Genomic DNA, 26,014 nt, shown 5'->3' with positions numbered 1-26,014 from the left:
GCTACTTTCGCCCAACCCTTCAAACAATATCTTGCCGCTCAACCTATTTGCTGGGCGGGGAGTAACAAAAACCGTAAGCAAGTAATGAGCAAAGTAACCGTAGTCGGCGCCGGAAACGTAGGTGCCACCGTAGCCAACGTACTGGCCCACCAGGACCTCGTCCGCGAGGTAGTAGTACTCGACATCAAGGGTGACATGGCCCGGGGCAAGGCGCTCGACTCCTGGCAGCAGGCCAGCATCGACAACTACAGCACCCGGCTGACCGGCACCGAGAACTACGCGGACACGGCCGACAGCGACATCGTGGTCATCACCGCCGGCATCCCCCGCAAGCCGGGTATGAGCCGCGACGACCTCATCTCGACCAACGCCAAGATCGTGACCATGGTAACCAAGTCGATCATGGAGCACTCCAAGAACCCCATCATCATCGTGGTGTCCAATCCCCTGGACGTGATGACCCACGCGGCCTACAAGGCCAGCGGACTGGACAGCAGCCGCGTCTTCGGAATGGCCGGTATCCTGGATACGGCCCGCTACCGTGCCTTCCTGGCTACGGCGCTGGACGTGAGCCCCAAGGACATCCAGGCCATGCTGCTCGGCGGCCACGGTGATACGATGGTACCCCTGCCCCGCTACACCACCGTCAGCGGTATCCCCGTAACGGAAATGATCTCGGAGGAGGACCTGGACGCCATCGTCGACCGCACCAAGAAGGGTGGGGGAGAGCTGGTCAAGCTGATGGGCACCTCGGCCTGGTACGCCCCCGGCGCCGCCGCCGCCCAGATGGTGGCCAGCATCATCCGCGACGAGAACCGCATCTTCCCCTGCTGCGCCAAACTGAACGGCGAGTACGGCATGAACGACATCTTCCTTGGCGTCCCCGTGAAGCTGGGCAAGGAGGGCATCGTCGACATCATCGAACTGAAGCTCAACGAAGCGGAAATGGACCTGCTGAACACCAGCGCCGACCACGTACGGGAGGTGATGGAGGTATTCGAAGGACTGGACATTTCCTAGTCGGGATGGTCAGGGTTCGTGCGCCGGCGGTCCGCTTGCGCACGAACCATCCACCCCTTCGCCCGGGGGGATACAACCCAATCGGGCCATATCTTGTATTTAAGGGCAATATTCCCTGCCCCAGCATGAAACAGATCAAGCCTACCGTATTAAATCCTCAGGAAGCCGAGAAGCTGGAACGCATCGCCTTCATTCTGAAAACGGTAGCCCACCCCCTGCGGCTGGGGATCGTGCATTTGCTCGAACAACACCCCCGCCTCAGCGTCACCAGCATCACCGATGCACTGGAATCCGAGCAGTCGCTGGTCAGCCACCACCTGCAGACCATGAAACTGAAGGGGATCCTCAGCGCCAAGCGCGACGGACGTTCCGTAATGTATTCCCTCAAGGAGCGCGACGTCAGCCTCATCATCGAGTGCCTGGAGAATTGCCAGTGCAACATGTAGGCCGCTGCTGCAATACCGGCTCCTTTCCAAAGTTCCCGGCACCCGCGTCCCCGCCCAAAGCCCTTTGCGCTATATTTGCGGCATGACGGAAAAGGTGCTTATTCTCGACTTCGGCAGTCAGTACACTCAACTCATCGCTCGCCGCATTCGGGAGCTCAACGTGTACAGTGAAATCGTCCCCTACAACAAGATCCCGGAGCTGGACGACAGCTACCGCGCGGTCATCCTGAGCGGTAGCCCCTTCAGCGTGCGCGAGGAGCGGGCCCTCCACCCGGAGCTCGACAAGGTCGTGGGCAAACTGCCGGTCCTCGGCATCTGCTACGGGGCCCAGTACATCGCCAACCACTACGGCGGTACCGTGAGCCGCAGCCTCAAGCGGGAATACGGCAAGGCCAATCTGGGGCGGGTGCAAGGGTCCAGCGACCTGTTTGCGGGAATCGAAACCGGCTCCCAGGTGTGGATGTCGCACGGCGATACCATCCAGGACCTTCCCGAGGGTTTTGAACTGCTGGCCTCAACGGCCGACGTGGAAGTGGCGGCCTTCGGCAGCGTAGACCGCTTTGCCCACCCGGTGTACTGCATCCAGTTTCACCCCGAGGTGTACCATAGCCTGGACGGCAAGCAACTGTTGGAAAACTTCGTGATCAACATCGCCGGATGCACCGGAGACTGGACGCCGGCCCACTTCATTGAGCAGACCGTCGAAGAGCTGCGGGAGAAGGTCGGCGAGGACCGCGTACTGCTCGGACTGAGCGGGGGAGTGGACAGCTCCGTAGCGGCCATGCTGCTGCACCGGGCCATCGGCGACCGGCTGTTCTGCTTCTTCATCGACAATGGACTGCTCCGCAAGGGGGAGTTCGAGGAGGTGGAGCGCAGCTACGAGGGCATGGGCCTGAACGTGACGGCCATCGACGCCAAGCAGGAATTCTACGGCGCCCTGGCCGGTGAATCCGACCCCGAAAAGAAACGCAAGGCCATCGGCCGGGTCTTCATTGAGGTATTCGAGCGGGAGGCCAAAAAACTGACCAACATCAAATATTTGGCCCAGGGGACCATCTACCCCGACGTGATCGAAAGCGTGAGCGTACACGGCCCCTCAGTCACCATCAAGAGCCACCACAACGTAGGCGGGCTGCCCGAAAAAATGGGACTCAAGATCGTGGAGCCTCTGCGCAACCTCTTCAAGGACGAGGTGCGCCGCGTAGGCGGAGAGCTCGGCATGCCGGCCCACCTGATCGGCCGCCACCCCTTCCCCGGGCCGGGGCTGGCCATCCGGATCCTGGGCGATATCACCCCGGAGAAAGTCCGCCTGCTACAGGAGGCCGACGCCATCTACATCAACAAAATGCGGGAGTACGGCCTTTACGACCAGGTATGGCAGGCGGGGACCATCCTGCTGCCCGTCCAATCCGTGGGCGTAATGGGCGACGAGCGCACTTACGAGCAGGCGGTTGCGTTACGGGCGGTAACGTCCACCGATGGAATGACCGCCGAATGGAGTCACCTGCCCTACGACTTTCTGGCCGCCGTCTCCAGTTCCATCATCAATAACGTAAAAGGAATCAACCGCGTCGTTTATGACATCAGTACCAAGCCGCCGGCTACCATCGAGTGGGAGTAGCCTCCTGTATCACTGCCTACTGGCGCTGCTGCTGACGACGGTCACCTCCTCCTGTGCCCTCTTCCGCCCGGTAGACGACGACCGCTCCACGGCGGGCAACCGCCCGGACCGGGATGAAGAAGTGCTGGACCCCGTGCAGAGCCGCCGCGTTTTCGACGAGGCCACCGGGACCTACATCGAGGTGAACGCCCCGACGGAGACCATGGATACCATCGTGTGGACGGATCGCCAGCCCACGCCCCCCATCGCCGAGGACGGCAGCCACCCCTACGTGGCCCCGACCCCCGCGGCACCGGCCGCGCCGGGGTTGCCCCCGGTTACCCAGACCGGCACCGGCCGCAACGGATCCCGCCTGCTGACCGGTTACGGCGTTGACTTTGTGCTGCCTTTCCTGGCGGACCGCTACGGAGAGGGCACTAACAAGATCGACGCGAATTCCCTCTGGGCACTTCACTTTTACAGTGGCGCCGAACTGGCGCTGGAGGAACTGCGGAAGGGAAAAACCTTCTTCGACGTGCGGGTGCAGGACAGCCGGGCCAACCCCCGCAAGGTGCAGTCGATCCTGGAGTCGCCGGAGTACCAGCGCTCCCAGCTCATCATCGGGCCTTACCTGAAGGAGAACGTAAGCCTGGTCGCGGAAGCGGTGCGCGGGCAGGAGAAAGTGCTCATTTCTCCCTACAGTGCGGCGACGGGCATTAGCGAAAAAAATACCAACTACATCCAGGTCAATCCTACCCTGGAAACCCACCTGCGGCAACTGCTCGGCCACGCCTATCGCAGCCAGGGCGCGGACCGCATCGTGCTGGTGGCCCCCCAGGGGGAGCGGGGCAGGCTGGCCTACTTCCAGGACGAATACCGACTGCTGACGGGTGACCGCCAGGCCGAGCCCCTGGAGGAGGTGATCATCGGGGAAACCTTTCCCGACCTGAAGCCCTACCTGCGGGGGCGGCGCACCGTATTCATGGTGCCCGTTTACCAGGACGAAGCCTTCGTATCAAACTTCCTGCGGCAGGTCTACCAGGCCACGCGAGCGGAAGCCGGCGACAACGTCGCGGTGTACGGACTGCCCCAGTGGGCTGACTTCGAGCGCCTGAACCCGGAATTCGTGCAGGGAACGAACGTGCACATCAGCAGCAGCATCTTTATTGATCCGCTGGATCCCAAGGTGCGGGAGTTCCGCCGCAAGTTCTACGACCGCTTTTCGACCCTCCCGCGGGATGAGGCCTACATTGGCTACGACGTGGCCCGCTACTTCCTGCGGATGGCGGGACAGTACGGCACCCGTTTCCAGTTCGTCCTGGAGGACCACCCGGAAACCCTGTTGCACACCAGCTTCCGGTTCGCGCCGGTGGCCGTCATCCCGGCCGACGCCGGCAGCCTGGAGGAGGCCGTGATCGATCGCTTCGAGAACACCTTCGTCAACATCCTGCGGTACACCGACTACACCTACAAACGGGTAAATTAAGAGCTTGTTTGAGCTTTACCATTCGACCTGCAAATGGCCCCTTTTCACCTGCCCTTCGTTGCTGAAAATGGCTTCGTAGCTGGGCTACGATCCACTTCCAGCGCCTCGGTCACCCGAAAAGTGACTCATTTTCGGTCAGAAGAGCAAAACTCAAACAAGCTCTAGGTCGTGCGGGTCGCCTTCAGCCCCGTATACCGCTACCGGTTGCCCCCCGGCCACCGTTTTCCGATGGACAAGTACACCTTGCTGCCGGAGCAGCTGCTGTACGAGGGGACGGTTACGGAACAGCAGTTCTTTACGGCTGAACCCCTGACCGAGGAGGCCATTCTGCGGACCCACACCGCGGCGTACTGGACGAAGCTCCGCGATAATACCCTGACACGGAAGGAGGCCCGCGCCATCGGCTTTCCGATGCGCCCTGACCTGGTGGCCCGGGGCCGCGTCATTGCCCAGGGGACCCTGGAATGTGCGCGTTTTGCCTTCCGCGACGGGGTGGCCCTGAACATTGCCGGGGGCACCCACCACGCCTTTGCCGACCACGGGGAGGGCTTCTGCGTCTTCAATGATATTGCCATTGCGGCCAATGAACTGCTGCACACCGGGGAGGTGGAGCGGGTCCTCATCGTCGATCTCGACGTACACCAGGGCAACGGCACCGCCAGCCTGTTCGCCCAGGAGCCGCGGGTATTCACCTTCAGCATGCACGGGGCGCGGAACTATCCCGCCCGCAAGGAGCGGTCGGATCTCGACATCGGACTGCCGGACCAGACGGGCGATGAAGTGTACCTCGATACCCTGCGCCGCCACCTGCCCGGCCTCCTCGACGGGGTGCAGCCCGACCTGGTCTTCTACCTCAGCGGGGTCGACGTGCTGGCGACCGACAAGCTGGGCCGGCTGTCGATGACCCTGCAGGGCTGCAAGGAGCGCGACCGCTTCGTGCTGGAAAGCTGTCACCGCCGTAATCTGCCGGTAGCAATTGCGATGGGGGGAGGATACAGCGACCGGTTGGCCACCATCATCGAGGCCCACGCCAATACCTACCGGGTCGCGGCCGGGCTGTACGACTAGCGGAAGTAGAGCATGAGGGCGATGAGGGCCGCCACCACCAGTCCGATAGCCAGCAGGGGAAACTGGCTGTTGCGGTATTTATCGACCAGCCGTTCGAGGGCCTCGTTCCAGGTGAGGCGGGTGCCGATGGCCTCCCGGCAGAAGAACAGATAGCGCTCGGTGATATTGGCGGCATTGCCGTGGCGGCGCAGCAGCAGGAAATCCTCATCGAGGAAGGCCAGCTCGTAGAGGAAGCTGTCGCGCATCACGCTCTGGCCGATGATGATCCTTTCCCCACTTTCTTCCACTTCGTAGGTCTGGGCGTCGACCTTGCCGTCGATGACCACCCGGATCTCCCCGCGCATGTAATCCTGAAAGGTGTAAAGCTGTACCTCGGTGGCGCCGGGGCGGTCGGTCATGCGGACCCAGTTGACGGTGTAGAGGGGGCTGTCTTCCGGCAGCAGATTTGGCTCGCTGAACTGGGCCACGGCCGGCAGCACGCTCTCGATCATTTCCTCGAGGGTGGCGTACTCCGGCAGCTGAAGGTTAAAGGGTTCGGCAATCTTGTCGAGCAGGCGATCGTCCATACGGACGCTAAATTACGCCTTTGTCTCCTGTCGGGACCAATCGGAGCGCTTACCGAAGTACTTGCGGGCAACCACCAGCAGGCCGAAGCTCTCCGCCCCGTCCTTTTCGGTGATGGAATGGTGGTGGCCGTGGGCGCGCAGGATGGCGCGGCTGTACTTGTTGTCCAACTGCCGGAACCAGGAGAACCGCCGGTGGATGTATACGTCGTGGATGAGGAAATAAATGGCGCCGTAGATGCTGATCCCGATGCCCACGAAGGTGAGCCAGAACCAGCCTGCCACGTTCAGTCCTATTATATAGGATGCCGCGCTCGGCACGGCGAAGACCAGGAAGAAGAGGTCGTTCTTCTCGAAGAAGCCTTCCTTGTCGTGGTGGGGGCGGTGGTGGTCCTCGTGCCAGGTCCAGAGCCAGCCGTGCATGAGGTACTTATGGGCCGCCCAGGCGACGAATTCCATACCGGCAACGGTGGCCAGGGTGATGAGGATATACAGCAGGACTTCCATACGGGAGAGAAACAGGGCCGGCGGAGGATGGTTTACCACTTTTTACCACCGGACAGTCCCCGTACTCCCGTTGTAGTTTTCAAAACATTTTGCGTTCTTTACCCGAAATTCGCCAACACGTCATCATCGATTGGTGATTTTCGGCCGCGTTGCCACTGATATGATTCCACCGCGCCGGAGCGGTGGAAGGGGTGGGGGAGAAAGTGGTAAGCGCGGGCCAAAAAAAGTGGGCAAAAGTGGTAGGAAGTGGAACTAGGTGTTACCTTAGCGCGAGCGGTAGGTAAGCGTACCTGCCCTCGATCGTTTTATGGCACAACAGTATGATTTGCTGGGCGAGTATTACGTAGCGCTTGATTCCAAGGGCCGTTTTCGTCTTCCCAGTGGACTGCTGAAGGAGCTCGGTGATCGCGACACCTTGAAGTTTGTCGTCAACCGCGGTTTTGACCACAGTCTCACCCTCTACCCCAAGCCGGTGTGGGAGCAGATCAAGGCCGAGGTGGATGCACTCAACAAGTTCAACCAGAAGAACCTCCGGTTTACCCGGCTCTTCTACCGCGGTGCTACCGAGCTTGTCCCCGACTCAGCCGACCGGCTGCTGCTTCCGAAGCAGTTGCTGGCCTGGGCCCGGACCGACAAAAACCTGGTACTGAATGCCATGAACGACCGGATTGAAATTTGGGCGGAAGCCGAATACGAGGCCCTGTTCAGTGAGGAGATGGATGACTACTCCACGCTGGCGGAAGAAGTACTCGGCGGTTCGAGTCACGGAACCACTGATCCGGCGTAATGGCCTATCACGTACCCGTACTGGCCGGCGAAAGCGTCGGTTTTCTGAACCTCCGCCCGGGAGGAGTTTACGTTGATGCTACCTTCGGGGGCGGTGGCCACAGCCGCTTCATCCTCGAGCAAGCGGGGTCGAAAGACATTCGCCTGTTCGGCTTTGACCAGGATGAAGAAGCAGTGGCCAATGCCCTGGACGACAGCAGATTTACCTTCGTAGCCGCCAACTTTCGCAATCTCACCAATTTCCTACGACTCTACGGGGTCGACCGGATTGACGGCCTGCTGGCCGACCTGGGGGTTTCCAGCCACCAGTTCGACCAGGCCGAGCGCGGGTTCAGCTTCCGGTTCGACGCCGCGCTGGACATGCGCATGGGGACGATTGCGGACCGCACGGCCGCCGACGTAGTGAATAACTACAGTCCGGAGGACCTGCAGAAAGTTTTTGGCGAATACGGTGAAGTCCGCAACGCCCGCTCCCTGGCCTTGGCCATCGCCGAAGCCCGGGAGCAATCACCCATCGTCACCATCGAGGATTTTCTTCAGGTGGTGAATCCCTGGGTTAGGGGGCAACGCCCGCGCTATCTGGCGCAGGTTTTTCAGGCACTTCGCATTGAGGTCAACGACGAGATCGGCGCACTTTCTGATTTATTGGCACAAGCCACCGACTTACTGATACCAACACACGGCCGACTCAGCGTGATCAGCTATCATTCACTGGAGGATCGCATCACCAAAAACTTCCTCAAAACCGGGAACGCGGAAGGAATCGTGAACAAGGACTTTTACGGGAAAATTGACCGCCCGTACAAGGTTCTCACGAAGAAACCCGTGTTGCCATCCGCCGAAGAAATTCGGCAAAACTCCCGTGCGCGCAGCGCCAAGCTGCGGGCGGGGGAGCGGCTCTGACCGCCGACCGGCCGCGCCGCCCGCTTTCCGAAGGGTGTAATTCTCTTCGGAAAGCGCGACGGGCCATCGGGGGCAAGGGCAGATAGTGAAGTGGCAGCGGGTGATCCGCACGGTTTTGGATACCACCGGCTGCCGACCAAAGGTGTGAAGTGATATGGCAGCAAAACGCAAGCGCGCCACGGTACCCTCCGTGCCCGCCCTCATTCTGGATAACCTCGGCTACCTCTCCTTTTTAGGAGTGCTCGCGCTGCTGTACATCGGCAACGCCCACTACGCTGAATACAACGTTCGGCGCATCCAGGAACTCGAATCTGACATCAAGGAAAGGCGCTGGCTCTACATGTCGCTGGAAAGCGAGAACATGTACAACGGCCTGCGCTCCGAAGTGGTGGACCAGGTGCGCCCCGCCGGCCTCCGCCTCCACCGGGGTAAACCCAAAAAGATCTACGCGCCTCCCCGCGCCAAATAGCCCCGCCGTTCTTCTCTCCTTTTTGTCTCAATTCATCATTCCCTACCAGTGGCCGTCAATTTTAAAGACGAGGTTCTCATTCGCATCTTCGCCATCCTGGCGGTGATCATCGTTCCGGTGGCCGCCCTGCTGATGTACCGTACCGTGGACATCGCGGTGGTGCGGCAGGCCGAATTCCAGGCGATGGGGCAGGAGCGCTTCCGCATCGTCACGGTGCAGGCCGAGCGGGGCAACATCTACAGTCACAACAACAACCTGCTGGCTACCTCGGTGCCCTACTTCAGCCTGCACTTCGACCCCTACGTGGCCAGCCCCCGCGACTACTACGACAACATCGACAGCCTGGCGCTGCTGCTGTCCCGCCACGTCGACAGCAACCACACCCCCGGTGCCTGGCGCGACAGCCTGCTGATGATGCGCGACAGCGCCGGCGGGGTAGCCAACCACTACTTCAAGCTGGCGGAGAGCGTGAGCTACAGCGAGCTCTCGCGCATCCGCACCTTCCCCATCTTCAACCAGGGCCGCATGGGCGGTGGCCTCATCGTCGAGAAGCGTGCCGCCCGCAAGCGCCCCTTCGGCTGGCTGGCCCGCCGTACCATCGGGTACAGCCGCGAGGGCGGAGCCCGGGTGGGACTGGAAGGCGCCTTTGACGAGCAGCTCGCCGGCGAAAGCGGCAAGCAGGAGATGTTCAACATGGGCGGCGGCATCTGGCTGCCCACCGATAACCTGGCCATCGTGGAGCCCACCTCGGGCGCTAACGTATATACCACCCTGGACGTCAACATCCAGGACATCACCGAAAACGCCCTCGAGAACGGACTGCTCCGCCACCGCGCCGAATGGGGAGCGGCCATCGTCATGGACGTGAAAACCGGAGCCATTCGGGCCATGGCCAACCTCGGCGCCGTGAACGCCAGGCGCAACCGCTACGCCGAACAGTACAACTACGCCATCTCCCGCTCCAACGAGCCGGGCTCCACCTTCAAGCTGGCCACCATGATGGCCCTGCTGGAAGACGGCTACGTGGACCTGGACAGTGAGGTAGATATCGAGAACGGCGTGAAGAAGTTCTACGACCTCACCATGGAAGACGCCAGCAGCCAGAGCCGTGGCTGGCGGGTAATCTCGGTACGCGACGCCTTCGAGCAGTCCTCCAACGTGGGCATGGCCAAACTGGTGGACAGCCTCTACAAGAACAATGAGTTCACCGAGCGGCTGCGCGACTTCCACCTCGAAAGCGAAAGTGGAATCGAGCTGGAGGGAGAGCGGGCCCCCTTCCTGAACGATACGAGCCGGGCGGAATTCTCGGGCATTTCCCGCGCGTGGATGGCCATTGGCTACGAAAGCCGGCTCACCCCCCTGCAGATGCTCACCTTCTATAATGCGGTAGCCAACGGCGGACGGATGATGAAGCCCTACCTCGTTACCCAGGTAGAACGGGGCGGCCGCATCCTGGAGGAGTACAAGCCCACGGTGGTCGACAAGCAGATCGCCAGCCCCCAGACGATCGAACAACTGCAAAGCCTGCTGGAAGGGGTGGTGGAGCGCGGCACCGCCAAGCGGCTGAAGTCGGACCAGTACCGCTTCGCCGCCAAGACCGGGACCAGCCAGCAGAACTACGGCCAGCGCAACCGCAAGAAAGAATACCAGGCCAGCTTCGCCGGCTATTTCCCGGCGGAGAACCCGACCTACAGCATCATCGTCGTGGTGAAGGACCCCACCAATGGCGCCTACTACGGTGGCGACGTGGCCGGACCAATCTTCAAGGAGATCGCCGACAACATCTACAACAGCATGATCGAGGTACACGAGCCACTGAACCGGGGCCCCCGCCCCGTCCTTTACGCCGGCGAGCTGCCAAGCCGTGATGCCGGCTACCTGCCGGAGCTCCTCACCGTGCTGGACTACGTGAACGTCGCCGTGGATACCCTGCCCGATGCCGAACTGGCCGTGGTGAGCGCCAGCGACGAAGCCGTGGAACTGGCGGCGATCAACCCCGCCGGCCAACAATTTCCCAATGTCCGGGGCATGCGCCTGCGCGACGCCCTGTACGTCCTCGAAAACGACGGCTACACCGTCCACCCCCGCGGGGTGGGGCGGGTGGTCAACATGCGCTGGCAAAGCGACGGCAATGGCCGCCGCGGTCGCGACGTAGAACTGATCCTGAAGTAACCATGCAGCTCGAACGCCTCATAGCTCCCCTCGACGTGCACTCCCTCAGCGGGGAGGTGGCCGGCCGTACGGTGACGGGCGTGGCCTTCGACAGCCGGAAGGTGCGAGCGGGATTCCTGTTCGTCGCCGTGAGGGGTACCCAGGTCGACGGCCACGACTACGTGCAGCAGGCGCTGGACGCGGGTGCCGGGGCCGTGGTAGCCGAGCCGGGCCGGGTGACGCAAGAAGTATTGTCCGCCGCGGACGCAATCGGTGTATTCGTTCCGGACACCACGGTAGCCCTCGCCCAACTGGCCGACAACTGGTACGGCTCCCCCAGCCGCGAAATGACCCTGGTGGGCGTCACCGGCACCAACGGCAAGACCACGGTAACCACCCTGTTGCACGAGCTGTACACCGAACTGGGCTTCCGCGCCGGACTGCTTTCGACCGTGGAAGTGAGGATCGGCCGCGAAAAGCACCCCGCTACCCACACCACGCCGGATGCCCTGGCCATCCACGGCCACCTGGCCGAAATGCGCGACGCCGGGGTGGACTACGTATTCATGGAGGTGAGCAGCCACGCCGTCCACCAGCGCAGGACGCTGGGGCTGGACTTCAATGGTGGTGTGTTCACCAACCTGAGTCACGACCACCTGGACTACCACGGCACCTTCGCCGAATACATCAACGCCAAGAAAGCCTTCTTCGATCAGCTGCCCGCAACGGCCTTTGCCCTCGTCAACGCCGACGACCGGCGCGGCGGGGTCATGGTGCAGAATACGGCCGCCCGCGTACACCGCTACAGCCTGCGCTCCAACGTGGACTTTCACGCCCGCCTGCTGGCCAACACCCCGCAGGGGCTGCAGCTCGACCTGGGGGGCACAGAGGTTTTCTTCAAGCTGCTGGGGCGGTTCAACGCCTACAACCTGCTGGCGGCCTACGCCACGGCAGTCCTGCTGGGTGCCGACCCCCAGGAAGTGCTGGTGACCCTGAGCGCCCTGCCCGGGGCGGAAGGGCGGCTGGAACACGTCCACGACCCGGCGGGGCGCATTACGGCCCTGGTCGACTACGCCCATACTCCCGACGCCCTGCGCAACGTACTGGAAACCCTGCGGGCCCTGCTGCCCGACGGCCACCGCCTCAGCTGCGTGGTGGGGGCCGGGGGCGACCGCGACCGGTCCAAGCGACCGGAGATGGCCCGGATCGCCGCCGAACTGGCCGACCAGGTCATCCTGACCACCGACAACCCGCGCTCGGAATCGCCGGAAGCCATCCTCGACGAAATGGAGGCCGGCGTACCGCCCGCCGCGGCGCCCCGGGTGCTGCGCATCACCGACCGGCGGCAGGCCATCCGCACCGCCGTCCGCCTCGGCCACGAGGTGCTGCTGGTGGCCGGCAAAGGACACGAAACCTACCAGGAAATCCGGGGAGAGCGCTTCTCCTTCGACGATCGCCTGGAATTAGCTCACGCCCTAAAGGAATTCACCCGTGTTAATTGAACTCTTCGAGTGGTTAAAGGCCACCTTCGGCGATTTCCCGGGTGCGAACCTGCTGGACTTCCTCAGTGTGCGCACGGGGTCGGCGATCATCGTCTCCCTGCTGCTCAGCATCGTTACGGGTGGCCGCATCATCCGCTACCTGCGCCGGCAGCAGATCGGCGAAACGGTCCGCGACCTCGGCCTGGAAGGACAGATGGAAAAGAAGGGTACCCCCACCATGGGCGGCCTGATCATCCTGTTGGCCGTCCTGCTGCCCTGCCTGCTGTTCGCCCGCCTCGACAACGTCTACCTGTTGACGATGCTCGTCGCCACGATCTGGATGGGGGCCATCGGCTTCGTGGATGACTACCTCAAGATCAAGCGGAAGAACAAGGACGGCCTGGCGGGGCGCTTCAAGGTTCTCGGGCAGATCGGACTAGGCCTGCTCATCGCCCTCATCATGCTGTTCAACGAGCAGGTGGTGGTGCGTCTGACGGTGGCCGAGGCCGAGTCGGTCGGTATCCAGGATACCCAGCGCGTCAGTCCCATCACGACCACCTCCCTGCGGGACGGTGCGGTGGAAGAGCGGGCCAATTACCAGACTACCCTGACCAACGTCCCCTTCCTGAAGAATGGGGTGATGACCTACGCCGACGTGTTCGACATCGGCCGCAACCTGGTGTGGATCATCTTCGTACCCCTGATCGTCTTCATCGTCACGGCGGTTTCCAACGCCGCCAACCTGACCGACGGGCTGGACGGCCTCGCCACCGGCACCTCAGCCATCGTGGCGGCCACCCTGGCCGTGTTCGCCTACGTGGGCAGTAACGCCATCGCCGCCAATTACCTGGGGATCCTGCACCTGCCGGGGACGCAGGAACTGATCGTCTTCAGCGGTTGCCTGGTGGGGGCCTGCCTGGGCTTTCTGTGGCACAACAGCTACCCGGCGGCCGTCTTCATGGGCGACACCGGATCGCTCGCCCTCGGGGGTATCATTGCGGCCCTGGCCATCCTGCTGCGCAAGGAGCTCCTGATCCCCATCCTCTGCGGCATTTTCGTGATCGAGAACGTCTCGGTAATGGCCCAGGTCGGCTACTTCAAGTATACCCGTATGCGCTACGGGGAAGGCCGTCGCATCCTGAAGATGTCGCCCCTCCACCACCACTATCAGAAAGGCGGTATGTCGGAAGTCAAGATCGTGATTCGCTTCTGGATCATCGGTATCCTGCTGGCCGTAGCTACCATCCTCACCCTTAAATTCCGCTAAGTCCCGATGCCCACCCAACACCTTGTCGTCCTCGGAGCCGGAGAATCCGGAGCCAGCGCCGCCCGCCTCGGGCAGCAGCGGGGCTACACCGTGTTCGTGAGTGACTTTGGCCCGGGCAGCGACCGCTACCTGGCCGAGCTGCAGCAGGCGGGCATCGCCTACGAAACCGGCGGGCACACCCTGTCGAGGCTGCTGCAGGCGGAAGTAGTGGTCAAGAGCCCGGGCATCCCCGACACGGCACCGGTGATTCGGGAGATCCGCGCGGCCGGCATCCCGATCATCTCCGAGATCGAGTTCGCTTTCCGTTACGTCGACCCCCGCGCCACCATCGTGGGCATCACGGGCAGCAACGGCAAGACCACCACTACCTTGCTCACCCACTACCTGCTTCAGTCGGCGGGCGAGAAGGCCGTAGCCGGCGGCAACCTGGGCGACAGCTTCGCGCGGTTGCTGATCGACCACGAACCCCAGGACATTTACGTGCTGGAACTGAGCAGTTTCCAGCTCGACGGCATCGTGGATTTCCGGCCCAACATTGCGGCCATCCTGAACATCACGCCCGACCACCTGGACCGCTACGGCTACGAACTGGACCGCTACGCGGACAGCAAGCTGCGCATCGGCAAGAACCAACGGGCGGAAGACCATCTGCTGGTCCTGCTGGACGAGAAGACCCTGGCACCCGCGCTCCGCCGCAACCCCACCCGTGCCCGCATCACCACCATAGACCCCGACCGTGACATCCGGGGCGGGGCCATCCACCCGGGCAGCCGGCCCTTTGACCTGAGCGGTGGACGCCTGACGGGCCGCCACAACGCCATGAATGCCCTGTTCGCCGTCCACATCGCGCGGCTGCTCAACGTGAGCGACGAAGAGATACAGCTGGCCCTGGACAACTTCCAGCCGGCGCCCCACCGCATGGAGCTCATCCCGACCTCGGACGGACGCACCTGGATCAACGACAGCAAGGCCACCAACGTGGACAGCACCTATTTTGCCCTGGAAGCCATGGACGGTCCCACCGTCTGGATCGCCGGCGGTACCGATAAGGGCAACGACTACGACCCGCTGCGGGAGGTGACCGACGGCAAGGTGCACACCCTGATCTGCCTGGGGTTGGAAAACGAAAAACTGCGCGCGGCCTTCGCCGACCTGGAACGGGTAGTGGAGTGCCGAAGCGCCGCCGAAGCCGTCCGGCTGGCCAACGAATACGCCCGTCCGGGCGACCGCATCCTGTTGAGCCCGGCCTGCGCCAGCTTCGACCTATTCAAGAATTACGTTGACCGCGGGGATCAGTTCCGCGACTGCGTCAAAACGATCGTGGCATGAACCTCTCCACGCGCATAGCCACCGAATTGCGGGGCGACCGGGTAATCTGGGCGATCATCTTCCTGCTGTCGCTCATCTCCATCGTCTCGGTGTACAGCGCCGTAGCCAACCTGGCCTACCGCAACTCCGGCGGCGCGGTGAGCGGTTACCTGTTCAAGCACGCTGTCATTCTGGGCTTCGGGCTCGTGGTGGTGTACATCGGCCACCTGCTGGCCTATACGAAGTATTCCCGCTGGGCGCCAACGCTGCTGGTGATGTCCATCGTGCTGCTGGTCCTGACCCAGGCCTTCGGCACGGAGATCAACGGGGCCAGGCGGTGGCTCACCGTACCCTTCATCAACCTGACCTTCCAGAGCTCCGACTTTGCCAAACTGTCGCTGATCATCTTCGTGGCCCGCTCCATCGGGTCGAAGCAGGACGTGATCAAGGACTTCAAGGAGGCCTTCGTGCCCATCATCCTGCCCGTATTGGGGATCTGCCTGCTCATTGCCCTAAGTGACCTTTCCTCGGCCATCATGCTGTTCCTCATCTGTATCCTGATGATGATCGTGGGGCGGGTGGCCATGCAGTACATCCTCATGCTCATTCTGCTCGGGATCAGCGTCTTCAGCATCCTGGTCATGGTGGGCAGCAAGTACCCAAACCTGGTACCCCGGGCGGCTACCTGGGAAAAGCGGATCGAGACCTACTTCAACCCCGCCGCCGCCAAGGTGGACGACCGCCGGCAGATCACCGGCGCCATGGTAGCCATCGCCAACGGTGGCGTGGTGGGCGTGGGGCCGGGCAACTCCACCCAAAGGCACACCCTGTACAGCGCCCAGAGCGACTTCATCTACAGCATCATCGTCGAGGAGTACGGCGCGGTGGGGGGCATCGCCGTCATCGGGATCTACCTGCTGCTCTTTTTCCGCGTCATCCGGCTGGTGACCCGCAGCAGCAAGGCCTTCGGGGCCATGGTGGCCTTTGGGATTGGCCTGTCGTTGTTGCTGCAGGCCTTCCTGAATATTGCCGTCAACCTGGACTTGCTGCCGGTGACGGGACTTACCCTGCCGCTCATCAGCATGGGGGGTACCAGCACATTGTTTACCTGTATTTCGCTGGGCATCCTGATGTCCGTATCGAAGTACATAGAAGCCGTGACCGCCGATGCCACTTAACCGACCTCCCCGATTCGTGATCAGCGGCGGTGGCACGGGTGGCCACGTCTTCCCCGCCATCGCCATTGCCGACGAGCTGCGCCGACTGCATCCCACGGCCGAGTTCCTGTTCGTAGGGGCGAAGGGGCGCATGGAAATGGAGAAGGTGCCCGCCGCGGGTTACCGCATCGAAGGACTGTGGATCAGCGGACTGCAGCGCAGCTTTACCCTGGACAACCTCAGCTTTCCGGTGAAGGTGCTCAGCAGCCTCTTCCGCTCGCGGACCCTGCTGCGGGAGTTCCGCCCCGACGTGGTCATCGGCACGGGGGGCTATGCCGGTGCCCCGATACTGTACGCCGCGGCCCGCATGGGCATCCCGACCCTGATCCAGGAGCCGAACGCCTTCGCGGGACTGGCCAACAAGTGGCTGGGCCGCCGCGTCGACAAGATCTGCGTGGCCTTCGGGGGCATGGCGAAATTCTTCCCCGCCCACAAGCTCATCATCACCGGCAACCCCGTGCGGGAGCAGCTCCTCGACCGCGCCCGGGAGATGAACGTGGACGGGCCGCCTACCGTCTTCCTCATGGGGGGCTCGGGTGGGGCCCGCTCGCTCAACGAAGCCATGGCCGGCAGTACGGAACTGATCAGGGCGCGGCCGCAGGTGCAATGGTTGTGGCAATGCGGCAAGCACTACCTGGCCGACTACGCGGATTGCGCCACGGCCCAGCTGCCGAACGTTACCCTTACCGCCTTTGTCGACAAGATGGACGAGGCCTACGCCCGGGCTACCGTGGTGATCGGCCGGGCCGGTTCCACCACCATCGCCGAAATTGAATACCTGGGCAAGCCCGCCATCCTGGTGCCTTCCCCCTGGGTGGCCGAAGACCACCAGACCAAGAACGCGGAAGCCCTTACCCAATCCGGAGCGGCCCTGCTGGTGCCCGACCACCGGGTAGGGGAGGAGCTGGTGCCCGAGGCCCTGGCCCTGGTCGACGATGCGGAACGGCGGGAAACCCTCGGGCGGAACGCCCGCGCCCAGGCCAAGCCGGGGGCCGTCCACCGGATCGCCACCGAAGCCCTTAACCTTATTTCTCCCACCACCAACAAGAATTCTGTACATGCGGCTGTCTGACGTCAAGCGGGTCTACTTCATTGGCATCGGCGGCATCGGCATGTCGGCCCTGGCCCGCTATTTCCTTTACCGGGAAATACCGGTCTCCGGCTACGACCGTACGGCCACCGACTTGACCCGCAAGCTGGAAGCCGCGGGCATGGACATCCACTATACCGCCCGGCCCGAAGCGATGCCGGAACCCGCCGACGACCTGCTGGTGGTGTATACCCCGGCGATCCCCCAGCAATTCCCCGAACTGGTGCGCGCCCGCGAGGGAGGCTACACCCTGATGAAGCGGTCGGAGGTGCTCGGACTCATCAGCCGCGACATGCGCTGCGTCGGCATCGCCGGTACCCACGGGAAGACCACGACGACGACCATCACCACTTACCTGATGGTGACGGCGGGACTGGACCCTTCGGCTTTTCTGGGGGGCATTGCGCGCGACTTCGACGGAAATTACGTCCACGGCGACAGCGACTGGGTAGTGGTGGAAGCCGACGAGTATGACCGCAGCTTCCTGCGGCTGACGCCGGAGATCGCGGTAGTGCTGTCCACCGATCCGGACCACCTGGACATCTACGGTGACCACGGGCAGATGCTCGAGACGGGCTTCCGGGCCTACGCTCGCAAAATCAAGGAAGGCGGACAGCTCATCGTACGCTACGACGTGGAGGAGCACTTCCGCGGACTGGACCACGTAATGGTCTCCACCTTCGGCATTGGCCGCGGCGACTTCTGCGCCCAGAACATCCGCGTCATCGACGGGGCCTTCCACTTCGACCTGCGTGAACCGGACGGCCACCTCATTTCCAACCTGCGGACCACCCTGCCGGGGCGCCACAACGTAGAGAACGCCATCGCCGCCTGCGCGGTGACCCGCCTGGCGGGCGGAGCGGAGGATGACCTGCGGGAGGGGCTGGCCAACTTCCAGGGCATTGCCCGCCGCTTCGAGACGGTGCTCCGCAACGGTAACCTGGTGGTGATCGACGACTACGCCCACCACCCGACGGAATTGCAGGCCGCGATTACAGCGGCCCGGGAGCTGTACCCTGACCGGACGATCCGCGGGGTATTCCAGCCCCATCTCTACAGCCGGACCCAGGACTTCGCCGCGGGCTTCGCCCGCGCGCTGGACCTGCTGGACGAGGCCATCATCATCCCCATCTACCCCGCCCGGGAAGAGCCCATCGAGGGGGTAACCAGCCAGCTGGTGTACGGATTAATGAAAAATGAAAAGCGGCGGCTGCTGAGCAACACCCAGATGCTCGAAGCCACCGCCGAACTCAAGGACGGCGTGTTGCTGTTACTCGGGGCGGGCGACATCGACGCCCTGGTGCCCCGGGTCGTGGCCCAACACCGCAAAACCCAAGGTCATGGCTACTAATCGCGTACCGGGAAAAATCGGTCGGTTTTTCGCCGGGGTATTCATCGGCATCCGGACCTACGGATGGATCTTCGTGGCCCTGGGGGCCGCCGTACTGGCCGTGTCGGCCATCTCGGAACGGGAGGCGACCCACATCAAGGCCATCCGCCCGATGGTGCACCCCCTGGCCGAAAACGCGAACCTGGTGGAGGCCGACGAACTGCTCGAACTGCTGGCCGCCAGCTTCACCAAACCCCTGGACCAGCTCAAGTTGTCGGACATCGACGTGGAGCGGGTAGAGGAGGTGCTCGAGCAGCAGGCTTTCGTGGGGGATGCCGAGGCCTACGTCGACGCCGACCTGGTACTGAACATTGCCGTCTACCAGCGGATTCCCCTGTTGCGCATCATTGCCGACAACGGGCAGAATTACTACCTTGACCTCGAGGGCGTACGCCTGCCGCTGAGCAAAAACTACACCGTCCGGGTACCCGTGGTAACCGGCCACGTGGTACCTTGGTCGGACGACTTTGCCACCCAGGCGGACCACCCCCTGAGCCAGCTTATGGAGCTGGGGCATTCCCTGCGGAATGACCCCTTCCTGGCGGCCCTGGTGGAACAAATAGACATAACGGAAACCGGAGAGTTGATCCTGGCCCCCAAGGTGGGGGATCAGGTCATCTACCTGGGACGCTACGACCCAAGAATTACGCCGGAACGACTGGAACGGCTTAAAACGTTTTACCGCGAAGGTCTTCCCTACGAGGGTTGGAGGAAATACCGGAGCTTCGACCTGCGCTACGCCGACCAGGTAGTAGCCAAAAAAGCATAACCATCACTTTTCAGGGGAGTGGCCATGACCCTAACCGCTCCTTCACTTTTAGCTAAATCATCGGATATAATGACTGATACCACTCAAACGAAAACCATTGCCGCCCTAGATATTGGCACCACCAAGGTATGCGCCCTCGTGGGCAGGCGCGACGAGCACGGTCGCGTCGAGATTCTGGGCACCGGAAAGGTAGACTCGGAAGGCGTGATGCGCGGCGTCGTGACCAACATTGAAAAGACGGTACGCGCCATCACCGAAGCCCGCCGCCTGGCGGAGCAGGCCAGCGGCGAGTCCATCCAGACGGTCCACGTCGGAATTGCCGGCCAGCACATCAAGTCGTTGCAGCACCGCGGCATGCTGATGCGGGATAACTCCCACTCCGAGATCAGCCAACGCGACATCGACCGCCTGATCGGAGACATGCACAAACTTGTGCTGCCCCCCGGCGACAAGATCCTCCACGTGATCCCCCAGGAGTATACCGTGGACAATGAGCAGGGCATCGTGGACCCCATCGGCATGTCGGGCTCCAAGCTCGAGGCCAACTTCCACATCATCACCGGACAGATTACCGCCAGCAACAACATCAACCGCTGCGTCGAGCGGTCGGGCCTCCACATGGCCAACGTGACCCTGGAACCCATCGCCAGCGCCGCATCGGTACTCTACGAGGACGAGAAGCAGGCCGGCGTGGCCCTGGTAGACATCGGGGGAGGCACCACCGACATCACCATTTTCCAGGAAGGCATCATCCGCCATACCGCGGTGGTTCCCTTCGGTGGTCACGTCATTACCAAGGACATCAAGGCCGGCTGCACCGTAATGGAGCAGCACGCCGAGAAACTGAAAGTGAACTACGGCAGCGCCCTGGCCAGCGAGGTCTACGAGAACCGCGTCATCGTCATTCCCGGACTGCGCGGCCGCGAGCCCAAGGAAATCAGTGAGAAGAACCTGGCCCTCATCATCCAGGCCCGCGCTGAGGAGATTCTGGACCACGTACTGTGGGAAATCCGCCGGGCGGGTTTCGACGGCAGTCAGCTGATCGGCGGCATCGTGCTGACCGGCGGCGGCGCCCTGCTGCGGGACTTCGACAAGCTCACCGAGCTGCACACGGGCATGAGTGCCCGCATCGGCTCGCCGGTGGAGCACCTGGCCCACGGTTACACTGAGCGGCTCACCAGCCCCATCTACGCCACCGGAGTAGGCCTGCTGCTGCAGGGCTTCGCCGACATCGACGCCGGACGCGTGGCCGCGCCGCCCGTCAAGAAGGAAGAGCCGGTGACGGAACTTGAGTTGGAGGAACAGATCAAGGAGGAGGTGAATAACCCCAGCTGGTTCGACAACGTATTCAAGCGTACCAAGGAGTGGTTCGAAGCCGAACCCGACCGCGATTTTTAACCCTGCGGAAATTCAGTTTCCCCTTAATCCTAACTCAACCCCGGTAGCTACCGGGTAAAAGATATACACCATGACAATCGACTTTCCACAGGGAGAATCTCCCATCATCAAAGTGATCGGCGTCGGCGGCGGCGGCAGCAACGCGGTCAATCACATGTACAACCAGGGCATCGTCGGCGTAGACTTCGCCATCTGCAACACCGACCACCAGGCCATGGAACTGAGCAACGTGCCCACCAAGGTGCAGCTCGGCCCCAACCTCACCGAGGGCCGGGGAGCCGGCTCGAAGCCCAACGTAGGCAAGCTGGCCTGCGAAGAGAGCATCGAGGAGGTGAAGAAGTACCTCGACAACAACTGCCGAATGCTCTTCGTCACCGCCGGAATGGGCGGTGGTACCGGAACCGGAGCCGCGCCCATCATCGCCCGGACCGCCCGGGAGATGAACATCCTCACCGTAGGCATCGTCACCCTGCCCTTCACCTTCGAAGGACGCCGGCGGGCCAACAACGGCATGGACGGACTGCAGGAACTGAAGGACAATGTGGATACCCTCATCGTCATCTCCAACGACAAGCTGCGGCAGATCCACGGCAACCTGAACCTCAGCGAAGCCTTCAGCAAGGCCGACAACATCCTGACCACGGCCGCCAAGGGCATCGCCGAGATCATCACCGTGGCCGGTTACGTGAACGTTGACTTCGAGGACGTGAACACCGTTATGCGCGACAGCGGGGTAGCCATCATGGGCACCGCCAGCGCCGACGGCGACGACCGCGCCCGCGTAGCCGTGGACCAGGCCCTCCACAGCCCCCTGCTGGAAGACAACGACATCCGGGGTGCCAACCACATCCTGCTCAACATTACCAGCGGTACCCGTGAGGTGACCATGGACGAGATCTTCGAGATCACTGAATTCGTCCAGGAGGAAGCCGGCTACGGCACCGACCTGATCTGGGGTAACTGCTTCGACGAATCGCTGGGCGACAAGATCAGCGTGACGGTAATCGCTACCGGATTCGGCGACAAGAAAGCCGCCAACCGCAACGTCGCTCCCGAGCGGCAGGTAGTACACCTTGAGGAGGAAAAGAAAGCGCCCACCGGCCGCCGGACCTCCCTGGAGGAGATCACCGGTGAGGAGGATCCCGCCGGATACGGCAAGCCCAACCAGGCCAACACCTTCGAGTTCGAGGATATGGAAGAAGCCAAGGCCCGGCTGCGGGCCCGCCGCCGCGACGGGGGCAGCTTCACCCAGAGCTTTATGCAGGAGGAAGAGGACGCCCGCCGGGAAGCCCAGCGCCGCGAAATGGAGCTGCGCGACCAGGAACGCCGTGAGGCGCTGCGTCAGCGGACCGAATTGCCCAAACTGAGCAACCCGAAAGTGGTCAATGAACTGGAGAACCAGCCCGCGTACCTGCGGCGCAACATTCAGCTCGACCAGACCAAGAGCAGCGACCAGCCGGAAATGAGCCGGTGGAGCATCACCGACGATGAGGAGATGCCGCTGCGCCGCAACAATTCATTTTTACACGATAACGTCGACTAGGTAATTACTAACTGATTTATTTGTCTTTATATCCTTGTTGATGCTGCCGCCCCACGGCCGCAGCCTTGACATTCACACCGTTTTAGCTTTGGAAGCGGGTAGCGAGGGGTCAATCTCGCTGCCCGCATTTTTTGTTTGGGCACCTCTGAAGCGACCAGGTGCTGCATCCATGGAAGGCTGGCGGCCCGAACAAGGTCAGCGCGGTTGACATCCAATGGGAGCCACCAAGCTTCTCGACTATGACATCCCAACTGTTAGTTCTCTGTTTCTTTTCCCTGCTAATGATAGGGTGTTCCGAGGGCGAATCTGCGAACAGCGACCTGAATACCAACTTGCCCGATGAGGTAACCGGCGTGTACTACGCCGTGATGGGGAAGGAAGACCCCGAAGCGGTATATCGCCGGATCGTTTCCGCATTACGGGGCAATGCCAACATTTCGGTAGTGGCCGAAGTGGATCATTCCGAAAATGCTGCGTCGGTGGGGCAGCGCCTGGAGCCTACCCGCCTGGTCCTGTTCGGCAATCCATCTCTTGGAACGCCCTTAATGCAGATTAACCCCCAAGCGGGGCTGGATCTCCCCCAGAAGATACTGGTGTACCGAGCGGGGAATGGAGCAACCACAGCGATATACAATTCAATTGATTACCTGGCCAGCCGCCACAGCGTGGGCGAGGCTGAATCCCTGGAAAGTATCGGCGAAGCCCTCGCTGGCCTGGTTGCATCCGCGGGCGGAGCGGAGTTACAGGCGGCGGCTACGCAAGAGGTGAGGGCGAATGAAGGCATCGTTAGTTTTAGGAATGCAGGAACCGTAGACTCCGTCTACCAAAACCTCAAAAACGCGGTTTCCAGCAACTCCAAACTTAAAATAATAGCGGAAATTGACCACCAGGCTAATGCAGCTTCGGTAGGAATGGAACTACCTCCCATCCGTTTGCTCGTATTCGGTAATCCGGCGTTGGGTACGCCACTGTTGCAGGAACAGCAACCTATCGGCCTCGACTTACCCCAGAAGATGCTGGTGTACGCGGCGGCCGACGGTGAGGTAGTAGTCGCCTTTAATGATCCGGCTTTCCTTGCACAGCGGCACGGAGTGGAAAACGCGGACCTGCAGCCGATACTCGATGCGCTGACGGGGCTGGCCCGACAAGCCCTGTCCCAATAAGGCCATACGGTGAGTAAATAGGTCCCGGAATGGGGATCACATAAGGGCAGGATTGCTTAAATACTACGGTATAACTTACCTTGTTGACATCACCTTGGTTATGAGAAAGAAAGCAGTAACGATTTACGACATTGCGGAGCGTTTAAAACTGAGCCCCTCCACCGTATCCCGGGGGCTGAGGAACGATCCGCGGATCAACAAGGAAACCCGAAGACTCATCGCCGAAACGGCCCAGATGCTGAATTACCATCCCAACCGGGTGGCGGCGGGACTGCGGGGCGGATCCACCCGTACCATCGGCGTTATCGTGCCCCGCATCGGCCGCAATTTCTTCGCCAAGGCCATCAGCGGAATCGAGGACGTGGCCCGGGCCCGGGGTTTTCAGGTGATCATCACCCAGAGCAACGAAAAGCTCACCACCGAAATGGAAAACGTGGCGGCCCTCACCGCGGCCCGCGTGGATGGCATCATTGCCAGTGTGACCATGGAGACGGTGGACGCCCGCCACTTCGCCAACCTGCAGAAGCAGCAATTTCCCCTGGTCTTCTTTGACCGGGTAGCCGGGGACTTTCCCGCCCACCGGGTGGTATTGAACGACAAGGATTCCGCCAAGGAGGCCGTGAATCACCTCATCCAGGGGGGCGCACGCCGCATCGCCCACCTGAGTGGTCCCCAGAGCCTGAACGTCTACGTAAACCGCTACGCCGGCTACCGGGCGGCCCTGGAGGAAGCCGGGCGGGAGGTGTCGGAAGACTACGTGGACCTCGACTGTATGGAGGTGGAGCAGGGCTACGATGCGGCCAAGCGGCTCTTTGCGCTGCCGGAACCTCCGGATGCGATCTTTTCGGCTTCCGATTACGCCGCCCTGGGCGTCATCCGCTACTGCCGTGAGAAAGGCATATCCATCCCTGAATCGCTGGCCGTGGTCAGTTTCGCCAACGAGATCTTCACCAGCCTGATCACCCCCGCCCTGAGCAGCGTGGAACAGAACAGCGAGCAGATGGGCGCCGCCGCGGCGGAACTGCTCTTCAAGCAAATCGACAGCCGCGACAAGCCCGTGCCCATCGGAGAGGTCGTCATTCCGGGGGAATTGCGCGTCCGGGCCTCCTCCCAGCGCGACGGGAACTAGCCAAGGAAATACTTGCTAAAATGCGGAAGCCCCCGCCAGCGCAGCTGGCGGGGGCTTCCGGTTTCCGTGGAATGGACAGTGATCAGTTCAGGGTGTACTCCAGGGTGATCTTGGTGTTCAGCACTTTCGAGATCGGGCAGTTCTCCTTGGCGTCGTTGACGATCTTGTCAAATTCGTCTTCCTCGATGCCTTCCACTTCGGCTTTCAGCTTCAGGTGGCTCTCGACGATGGTTCCGTCCTGGAAGTCGATGGCGCATTCGGTCTGCAGTTCCCCGGCGGTGTAGCCGGCTTCACCGAGTTTGAAGGTGAGGGCCATGGTGAAGCAGCCGGAGTGGGCGGCGGCGATCAACTCTTCGGGGTTGGTTCCCTTTCCGTCCTCGAAGCGGCTCTTGTAGGAATAATTGGTGCGCTCCAGGACGCCACTTTTGGTGTTTAAGTAGCCCGAGCCCTCCTTTCCGGAGCCCTGCCACACGGCGGTTGCGGTACGTTTCATGCGTTGTTGTATTTACTCCTCCTTACGAAGGACCGGTTGTATTTGTTCGTGCGTTTTTACCTTAACCCCCATGAAGATTGCAATTGTAACCGGGGCCAATCGGGGCCTGGGCAAGGAAGTGGCCCGCCAGCTGGCCGGCCGCGGGTACCGCGTCGTACTGACCAGCCGTTCGGACGCCGGACGGGCCGTAGCCGACAGCTTCCGGCAGGGGGGACTGGACGTGGATTTTCACCCTCTGGACGTGGCGGATGCCAACAGCATTGCTAACCTGACCGAATACCTGCGGAAGCAATACGGCACCATAGATGTGGTAGTCAATAACGCCGGCATTCACTACGATACTTTCCAGAATACGATGACCGCCGACTTCGATATCGTCGAGGAGGCCTGGCGGGTGAACACCCTGGGGCCCTGGCGGGTGAGCCAGGCGCTCTATCCGCTGATCCGCAAAGGGGGTGGGGGGCGCATCGTGAACGTGTCCAGCTCCAGTGGCTCCTTCGTGGAGTCCTGGCCCGGCACCCCGGCCTACGCCATCACCAAGGCCGCACTGAACATGCTGACCATGAAACTGGCGGCGGACCTGGAGAAAGACGGGATTCTTGTGAATTCGGTCTGCCCCGGCTGGGTACGTACCGACATGGGGGGACCGGACGGCACGCGCAGCGTCAGCGAGGGAGCGGAAAGCATCCTCTGGGCGGCCACTCTGCCGGATGACGGCCCCAGCGGAGGATTTTTCAAGGATGGGGAGCCGGTCTCCTGGTAGGCTC

At 62.0% G+C, this 26,014-nt stretch carries 24 protein-coding genes; 21 read left to right on the top strand and 3 right to left on the bottom strand.

The genetic code is table 11. The annotated features are described in order from the left end of the window. Positions 1-84: 84 nt before the first annotated feature. From mdh to CGL56_RS02570, 5 genes are all read left to right on the top strand, one after another. Positions 85-1,020: a malate dehydrogenase gene (gene mdh / locus CGL56_RS02590; RefSeq protein ID WP_099104932.1), complete on the top strand. Its 936-nt coding sequence runs from the start codon at positions 85-87 to the stop codon at positions 1,018-1,020. Positions 1,021-1,145: 125 nt separating this feature from the next. Next, complete coding sequence (locus CGL56_RS02585; protein ID WP_099104931.1) at positions 1,146-1,466, top strand: ArsR/SmtB family transcription factor; 321 nt, start codon at positions 1,146-1,148, stop codon at positions 1,464-1,466. An 82-nt stretch (positions 1,467-1,548) separates the two neighbouring features. After that, a complete protein-coding gene (gene guaA / locus CGL56_RS02580; protein ID WP_099104930.1) occupies positions 1,549-3,087 on the top strand; it encodes a glutamine-hydrolyzing GMP synthase in 1,539 nt (512 codons plus the stop codon). Beyond that, positions 3,044-4,552 carry an ABC transporter substrate-binding protein gene (locus CGL56_RS02575; protein WP_099104929.1) on the top strand — a complete coding sequence of 503 codons (1,509 nt, stop codon included), beginning with the start codon at positions 3,044-3,046 and terminating at the stop codon, positions 4,550-4,552. The genes guaA and CGL56_RS02575 overlap by 44 nt, the downstream gene beginning before the upstream one ends. Positions 4,553-4,720: 168 nt before the next feature. Then, positions 4,721-5,620 (top strand): histone deacetylase family protein, encoded by a 900-nt coding sequence (locus tag CGL56_RS02570; protein ID WP_245851902.1) that lies wholly within the window; start codon positions 4,721-4,723, stop codon positions 5,618-5,620. On the opposite strand, the gene CGL56_RS02565 is transcribed toward CGL56_RS02570, so the two are convergent. Both CGL56_RS02565 and CGL56_RS02560 read right to left on the bottom strand, forming a co-directional pair. Then, positions 5,617-6,186, bottom strand: coding sequence for a hypothetical protein (locus tag CGL56_RS02565; protein WP_099104928.1), 570 nt, complete (start codon positions 6,184-6,186; stop codon positions 5,617-5,619). The two genes, CGL56_RS02570 and CGL56_RS02565, sit on opposite strands and share 4 nt — an antisense overlap. A gap of 12 nt (positions 6,187-6,198) precedes the next feature. Beyond that, positions 6,199-6,690 (bottom strand): sterol desaturase family protein, encoded by a 492-nt coding sequence (locus CGL56_RS02560; RefSeq protein WP_099104927.1) that lies wholly within the window; start codon positions 6,688-6,690, stop codon positions 6,199-6,201. A gap of 307 nt (positions 6,691-6,997) precedes the next feature. On the opposite strand from CGL56_RS02560, the gene CGL56_RS02555 reads away from it, so the two are divergent. From CGL56_RS02555 to CGL56_RS02485, 15 genes are all read left to right on the top strand, one after another. Beyond that, positions 6,998-7,477 (top strand): division/cell wall cluster transcriptional repressor MraZ, encoded by a 480-nt coding sequence (locus tag CGL56_RS02555; protein ID WP_099104926.1) that lies wholly within the window; start codon positions 6,998-7,000, stop codon positions 7,475-7,477. Further along, complete coding sequence (gene rsmH / locus CGL56_RS02550; RefSeq protein ID WP_099104925.1) at positions 7,477-8,379, top strand: 16S rRNA (cytosine(1402)-N(4))-methyltransferase RsmH; 903 nt, start codon at positions 7,477-7,479, stop codon at positions 8,377-8,379. Before CGL56_RS02555 ends, rsmH begins: the two co-directional genes overlap by 1 nt. A 154-nt stretch (positions 8,380-8,533) precedes the next feature. Next, complete coding sequence (locus CGL56_RS02545; RefSeq protein ID WP_099104924.1) at positions 8,534-8,848, top strand: FtsL-like putative cell division protein; 315 nt, start codon at positions 8,534-8,536, stop codon at positions 8,846-8,848. A gap of 48 nt (positions 8,849-8,896) precedes the next feature. After that, positions 8,897-11,020 (top strand): penicillin-binding transpeptidase domain-containing protein, encoded by a 2,124-nt coding sequence (locus CGL56_RS02540; RefSeq protein ID WP_099104923.1) that lies wholly within the window; start codon positions 8,897-8,899, stop codon positions 11,018-11,020. Positions 11,021-11,022: 2 nt separating this feature from the next. Beyond that, on the top strand, positions 11,023-12,501 hold the full coding sequence (locus CGL56_RS02535; protein WP_099104922.1) for a UDP-N-acetylmuramoyl-L-alanyl-D-glutamate--2,6-diaminopimelate ligase: 1,479 nt from the start codon (positions 11,023-11,025) through the stop codon (positions 12,499-12,501). Beyond that, on the top strand, positions 12,491-13,747 hold the full coding sequence (gene mraY / locus CGL56_RS02530; RefSeq protein ID WP_099104921.1) for a phospho-N-acetylmuramoyl-pentapeptide-transferase: 1,257 nt from the start codon (positions 12,491-12,493) through the stop codon (positions 13,745-13,747). Before CGL56_RS02535 ends, mraY begins: the two co-directional genes overlap by 11 nt. Before the next feature lie 6 nt (positions 13,748-13,753). After that, positions 13,754-15,076 (top strand): UDP-N-acetylmuramoyl-L-alanine--D-glutamate ligase, encoded by a 1,323-nt coding sequence (gene murD, locus CGL56_RS02525; protein ID WP_099104920.1) that lies wholly within the window; start codon positions 13,754-13,756, stop codon positions 15,074-15,076. Beyond that, positions 15,073-16,233 (top strand): FtsW/RodA/SpoVE family cell cycle protein, encoded by a 1,161-nt coding sequence (locus CGL56_RS02520; protein WP_099104919.1) that lies wholly within the window; start codon positions 15,073-15,075, stop codon positions 16,231-16,233. The genes murD and CGL56_RS02520 overlap by 4 nt, the downstream gene beginning before the upstream one ends. After that, positions 16,223-17,344 (top strand): undecaprenyldiphospho-muramoylpentapeptide beta-N-acetylglucosaminyltransferase, encoded by a 1,122-nt coding sequence (murG, locus tag CGL56_RS02515; protein ID WP_099104918.1) that lies wholly within the window; start codon positions 16,223-16,225, stop codon positions 17,342-17,344. Before CGL56_RS02520 ends, murG begins: the two co-directional genes overlap by 11 nt. Further along, a complete protein-coding gene (gene murC / locus CGL56_RS02510; protein ID WP_099104917.1) occupies positions 17,331-18,713 on the top strand; it encodes a UDP-N-acetylmuramate--L-alanine ligase in 1,383 nt (460 codons plus the stop codon). Before murG ends, murC begins: the two co-directional genes overlap by 14 nt. Beyond that, positions 18,703-19,521, top strand: coding sequence for a cell division protein FtsQ/DivIB (locus CGL56_RS02505; RefSeq protein WP_099104916.1), 819 nt, complete (start codon positions 18,703-18,705; stop codon positions 19,519-19,521). The genes murC and CGL56_RS02505 overlap by 11 nt, the downstream gene beginning before the upstream one ends. Before the next feature lie 69 nt (positions 19,522-19,590). After that, positions 19,591-20,919, top strand: coding sequence for a cell division protein FtsA (gene ftsA, locus CGL56_RS02500; protein WP_099104915.1), 1,329 nt, complete (start codon positions 19,591-19,593; stop codon positions 20,917-20,919). A 70-nt stretch (positions 20,920-20,989) separates the two neighbouring features. Then, on the top strand, positions 20,990-22,462 hold the full coding sequence (gene ftsZ / locus CGL56_RS02495; RefSeq protein WP_099104914.1) for a cell division protein FtsZ: 1,473 nt from the start codon (positions 20,990-20,992) through the stop codon (positions 22,460-22,462). A 239-nt stretch (positions 22,463-22,701) separates the two neighbouring features. Then, complete coding sequence (locus CGL56_RS02490; RefSeq protein ID WP_099104913.1) at positions 22,702-23,625, top strand: DUF302 domain-containing protein; 924 nt, start codon at positions 22,702-22,704, stop codon at positions 23,623-23,625. Positions 23,626-23,725: 100 nt separating this feature from the next. Further along, entirely contained in the window at positions 23,726-24,754 is a 1,029-nt protein-coding gene (locus CGL56_RS02485; protein WP_099104912.1) for a LacI family DNA-binding transcriptional regulator, read from the top strand. Positions 24,755-24,836: 82 nt separating this feature from the next. On the opposite strand, the gene CGL56_RS02480 is transcribed toward CGL56_RS02485, so the two are convergent. Further along, complete coding sequence (locus tag CGL56_RS02480; RefSeq protein WP_099104911.1) at positions 24,837-25,247, bottom strand: OsmC family protein; 411 nt, start codon at positions 25,245-25,247, stop codon at positions 24,837-24,839. Between the two features lie 70 nt (positions 25,248-25,317). Here CGL56_RS02480 and CGL56_RS02475 point away from each other — a divergent pair, with 70 nt between their 5' ends. Continuing rightward, positions 25,318-26,010 carry an SDR family oxidoreductase gene (locus CGL56_RS02475; RefSeq protein ID WP_167641511.1) on the top strand — a complete coding sequence of 231 codons (693 nt, stop codon included), beginning with the start codon at positions 25,318-25,320 and terminating at the stop codon, positions 26,008-26,010. Positions 26,011-26,014 lie beyond the last annotated feature (4 nt).

Source organism: Neolewinella marina, from assembly GCF_002631205.1.
Taxonomy (GTDB): Bacteria; Bacteroidota; Bacteroidia; order Chitinophagales; family Saprospiraceae; genus Neolewinella; species Neolewinella marina.
Note: the sequence above shows the minus strand (reverse complement) of the source record. Positions and strands in the feature narration are given on the sequence as shown.

Bases quoted from the DNA above. Each gene is read 5' to 3' on its own strand.
- mdh (WP_099104932.1), top strand. From the start codon at position 85: ATGAGCAAAGTAACCGTAGTCGGCGCCGGAAACGTAGGTGCCACCGTA.
- CGL56_RS02505 (WP_099104916.1), top strand. From the start codon at position 18,703: ATGGCTACTAATCGCGTACCGGGAAAAATCGGTCGGTTTTTCGCCGGG.
- ftsA (WP_099104915.1), top strand. From the start codon at position 19,591: ATGACTGATACCACTCAAACGAAAACCATTGCCGCCCTAGATATTGGC.
- rsmH (WP_099104925.1), top strand. From the start codon at position 7,477: ATGGCCTATCACGTACCCGTACTGGCCGGCGAAAGCGTCGGTTTTCTG.
- CGL56_RS02535 (WP_099104922.1), top strand. From the start codon at position 11,023: ATGCAGCTCGAACGCCTCATAGCTCCCCTCGACGTGCACTCCCTCAGC.
- CGL56_RS02565 (WP_099104928.1), bottom strand. From the start codon at position 6,186: ATGGACGATCGCCTGCTCGACAAGATTGCCGAACCCTTTAACCTTCAG.
- murC (WP_099104917.1), top strand. From the start codon at position 17,331: ATGCGGCTGTCTGACGTCAAGCGGGTCTACTTCATTGGCATCGGCGGC.
- CGL56_RS02555 (WP_099104926.1), top strand. From the start codon at position 6,998: ATGGCACAACAGTATGATTTGCTGGGCGAGTATTACGTAGCGCTTGAT.
- murG (WP_099104918.1), top strand. From the start codon at position 16,223: ATGCCACTTAACCGACCTCCCCGATTCGTGATCAGCGGCGGTGGCACG.
- CGL56_RS02490 (WP_099104913.1), top strand. From the start codon at position 22,702: ATGACATCCCAACTGTTAGTTCTCTGTTTCTTTTCCCTGCTAATGATA.
- CGL56_RS02475 (WP_167641511.1), top strand. From the start codon at position 25,318: ATGAAGATTGCAATTGTAACCGGGGCCAATCGGGGCCTGGGCAAGGAA.
- guaA (WP_099104930.1), top strand. From the start codon at position 1,549: ATGACGGAAAAGGTGCTTATTCTCGACTTCGGCAGTCAGTACACTCAA.
- CGL56_RS02480 (WP_099104911.1), bottom strand. From the start codon at position 25,247: ATGAAACGTACCGCAACCGCCGTGTGGCAGGGCTCCGGAAAGGAGGGC.
- CGL56_RS02585 (WP_099104931.1), top strand. From the start codon at position 1,146: ATGAAACAGATCAAGCCTACCGTATTAAATCCTCAGGAAGCCGAGAAG.
- CGL56_RS02560 (WP_099104927.1), bottom strand. From the start codon at position 6,690: ATGGAAGTCCTGCTGTATATCCTCATCACCCTGGCCACCGTTGCCGGT.
- CGL56_RS02575 (WP_099104929.1), top strand. From the start codon at position 3,044: ATGACATCAGTACCAAGCCGCCGGCTACCATCGAGTGGGAGTAGCCTC.
- CGL56_RS02520 (WP_099104919.1), top strand. From the start codon at position 15,073: ATGAACCTCTCCACGCGCATAGCCACCGAATTGCGGGGCGACCGGGTA.
- ftsZ (WP_099104914.1), top strand. From the start codon at position 20,990: ATGACAATCGACTTTCCACAGGGAGAATCTCCCATCATCAAAGTGATC.
- murD (WP_099104920.1), top strand. From the start codon at position 13,754: ATGCCCACCCAACACCTTGTCGTCCTCGGAGCCGGAGAATCCGGAGCC.
- CGL56_RS02485 (WP_099104912.1), top strand. From the start codon at position 23,726: ATGAGAAAGAAAGCAGTAACGATTTACGACATTGCGGAGCGTTTAAAA.
- CGL56_RS02545 (WP_099104924.1), top strand. From the start codon at position 8,534: ATGGCAGCAAAACGCAAGCGCGCCACGGTACCCTCCGTGCCCGCCCTC.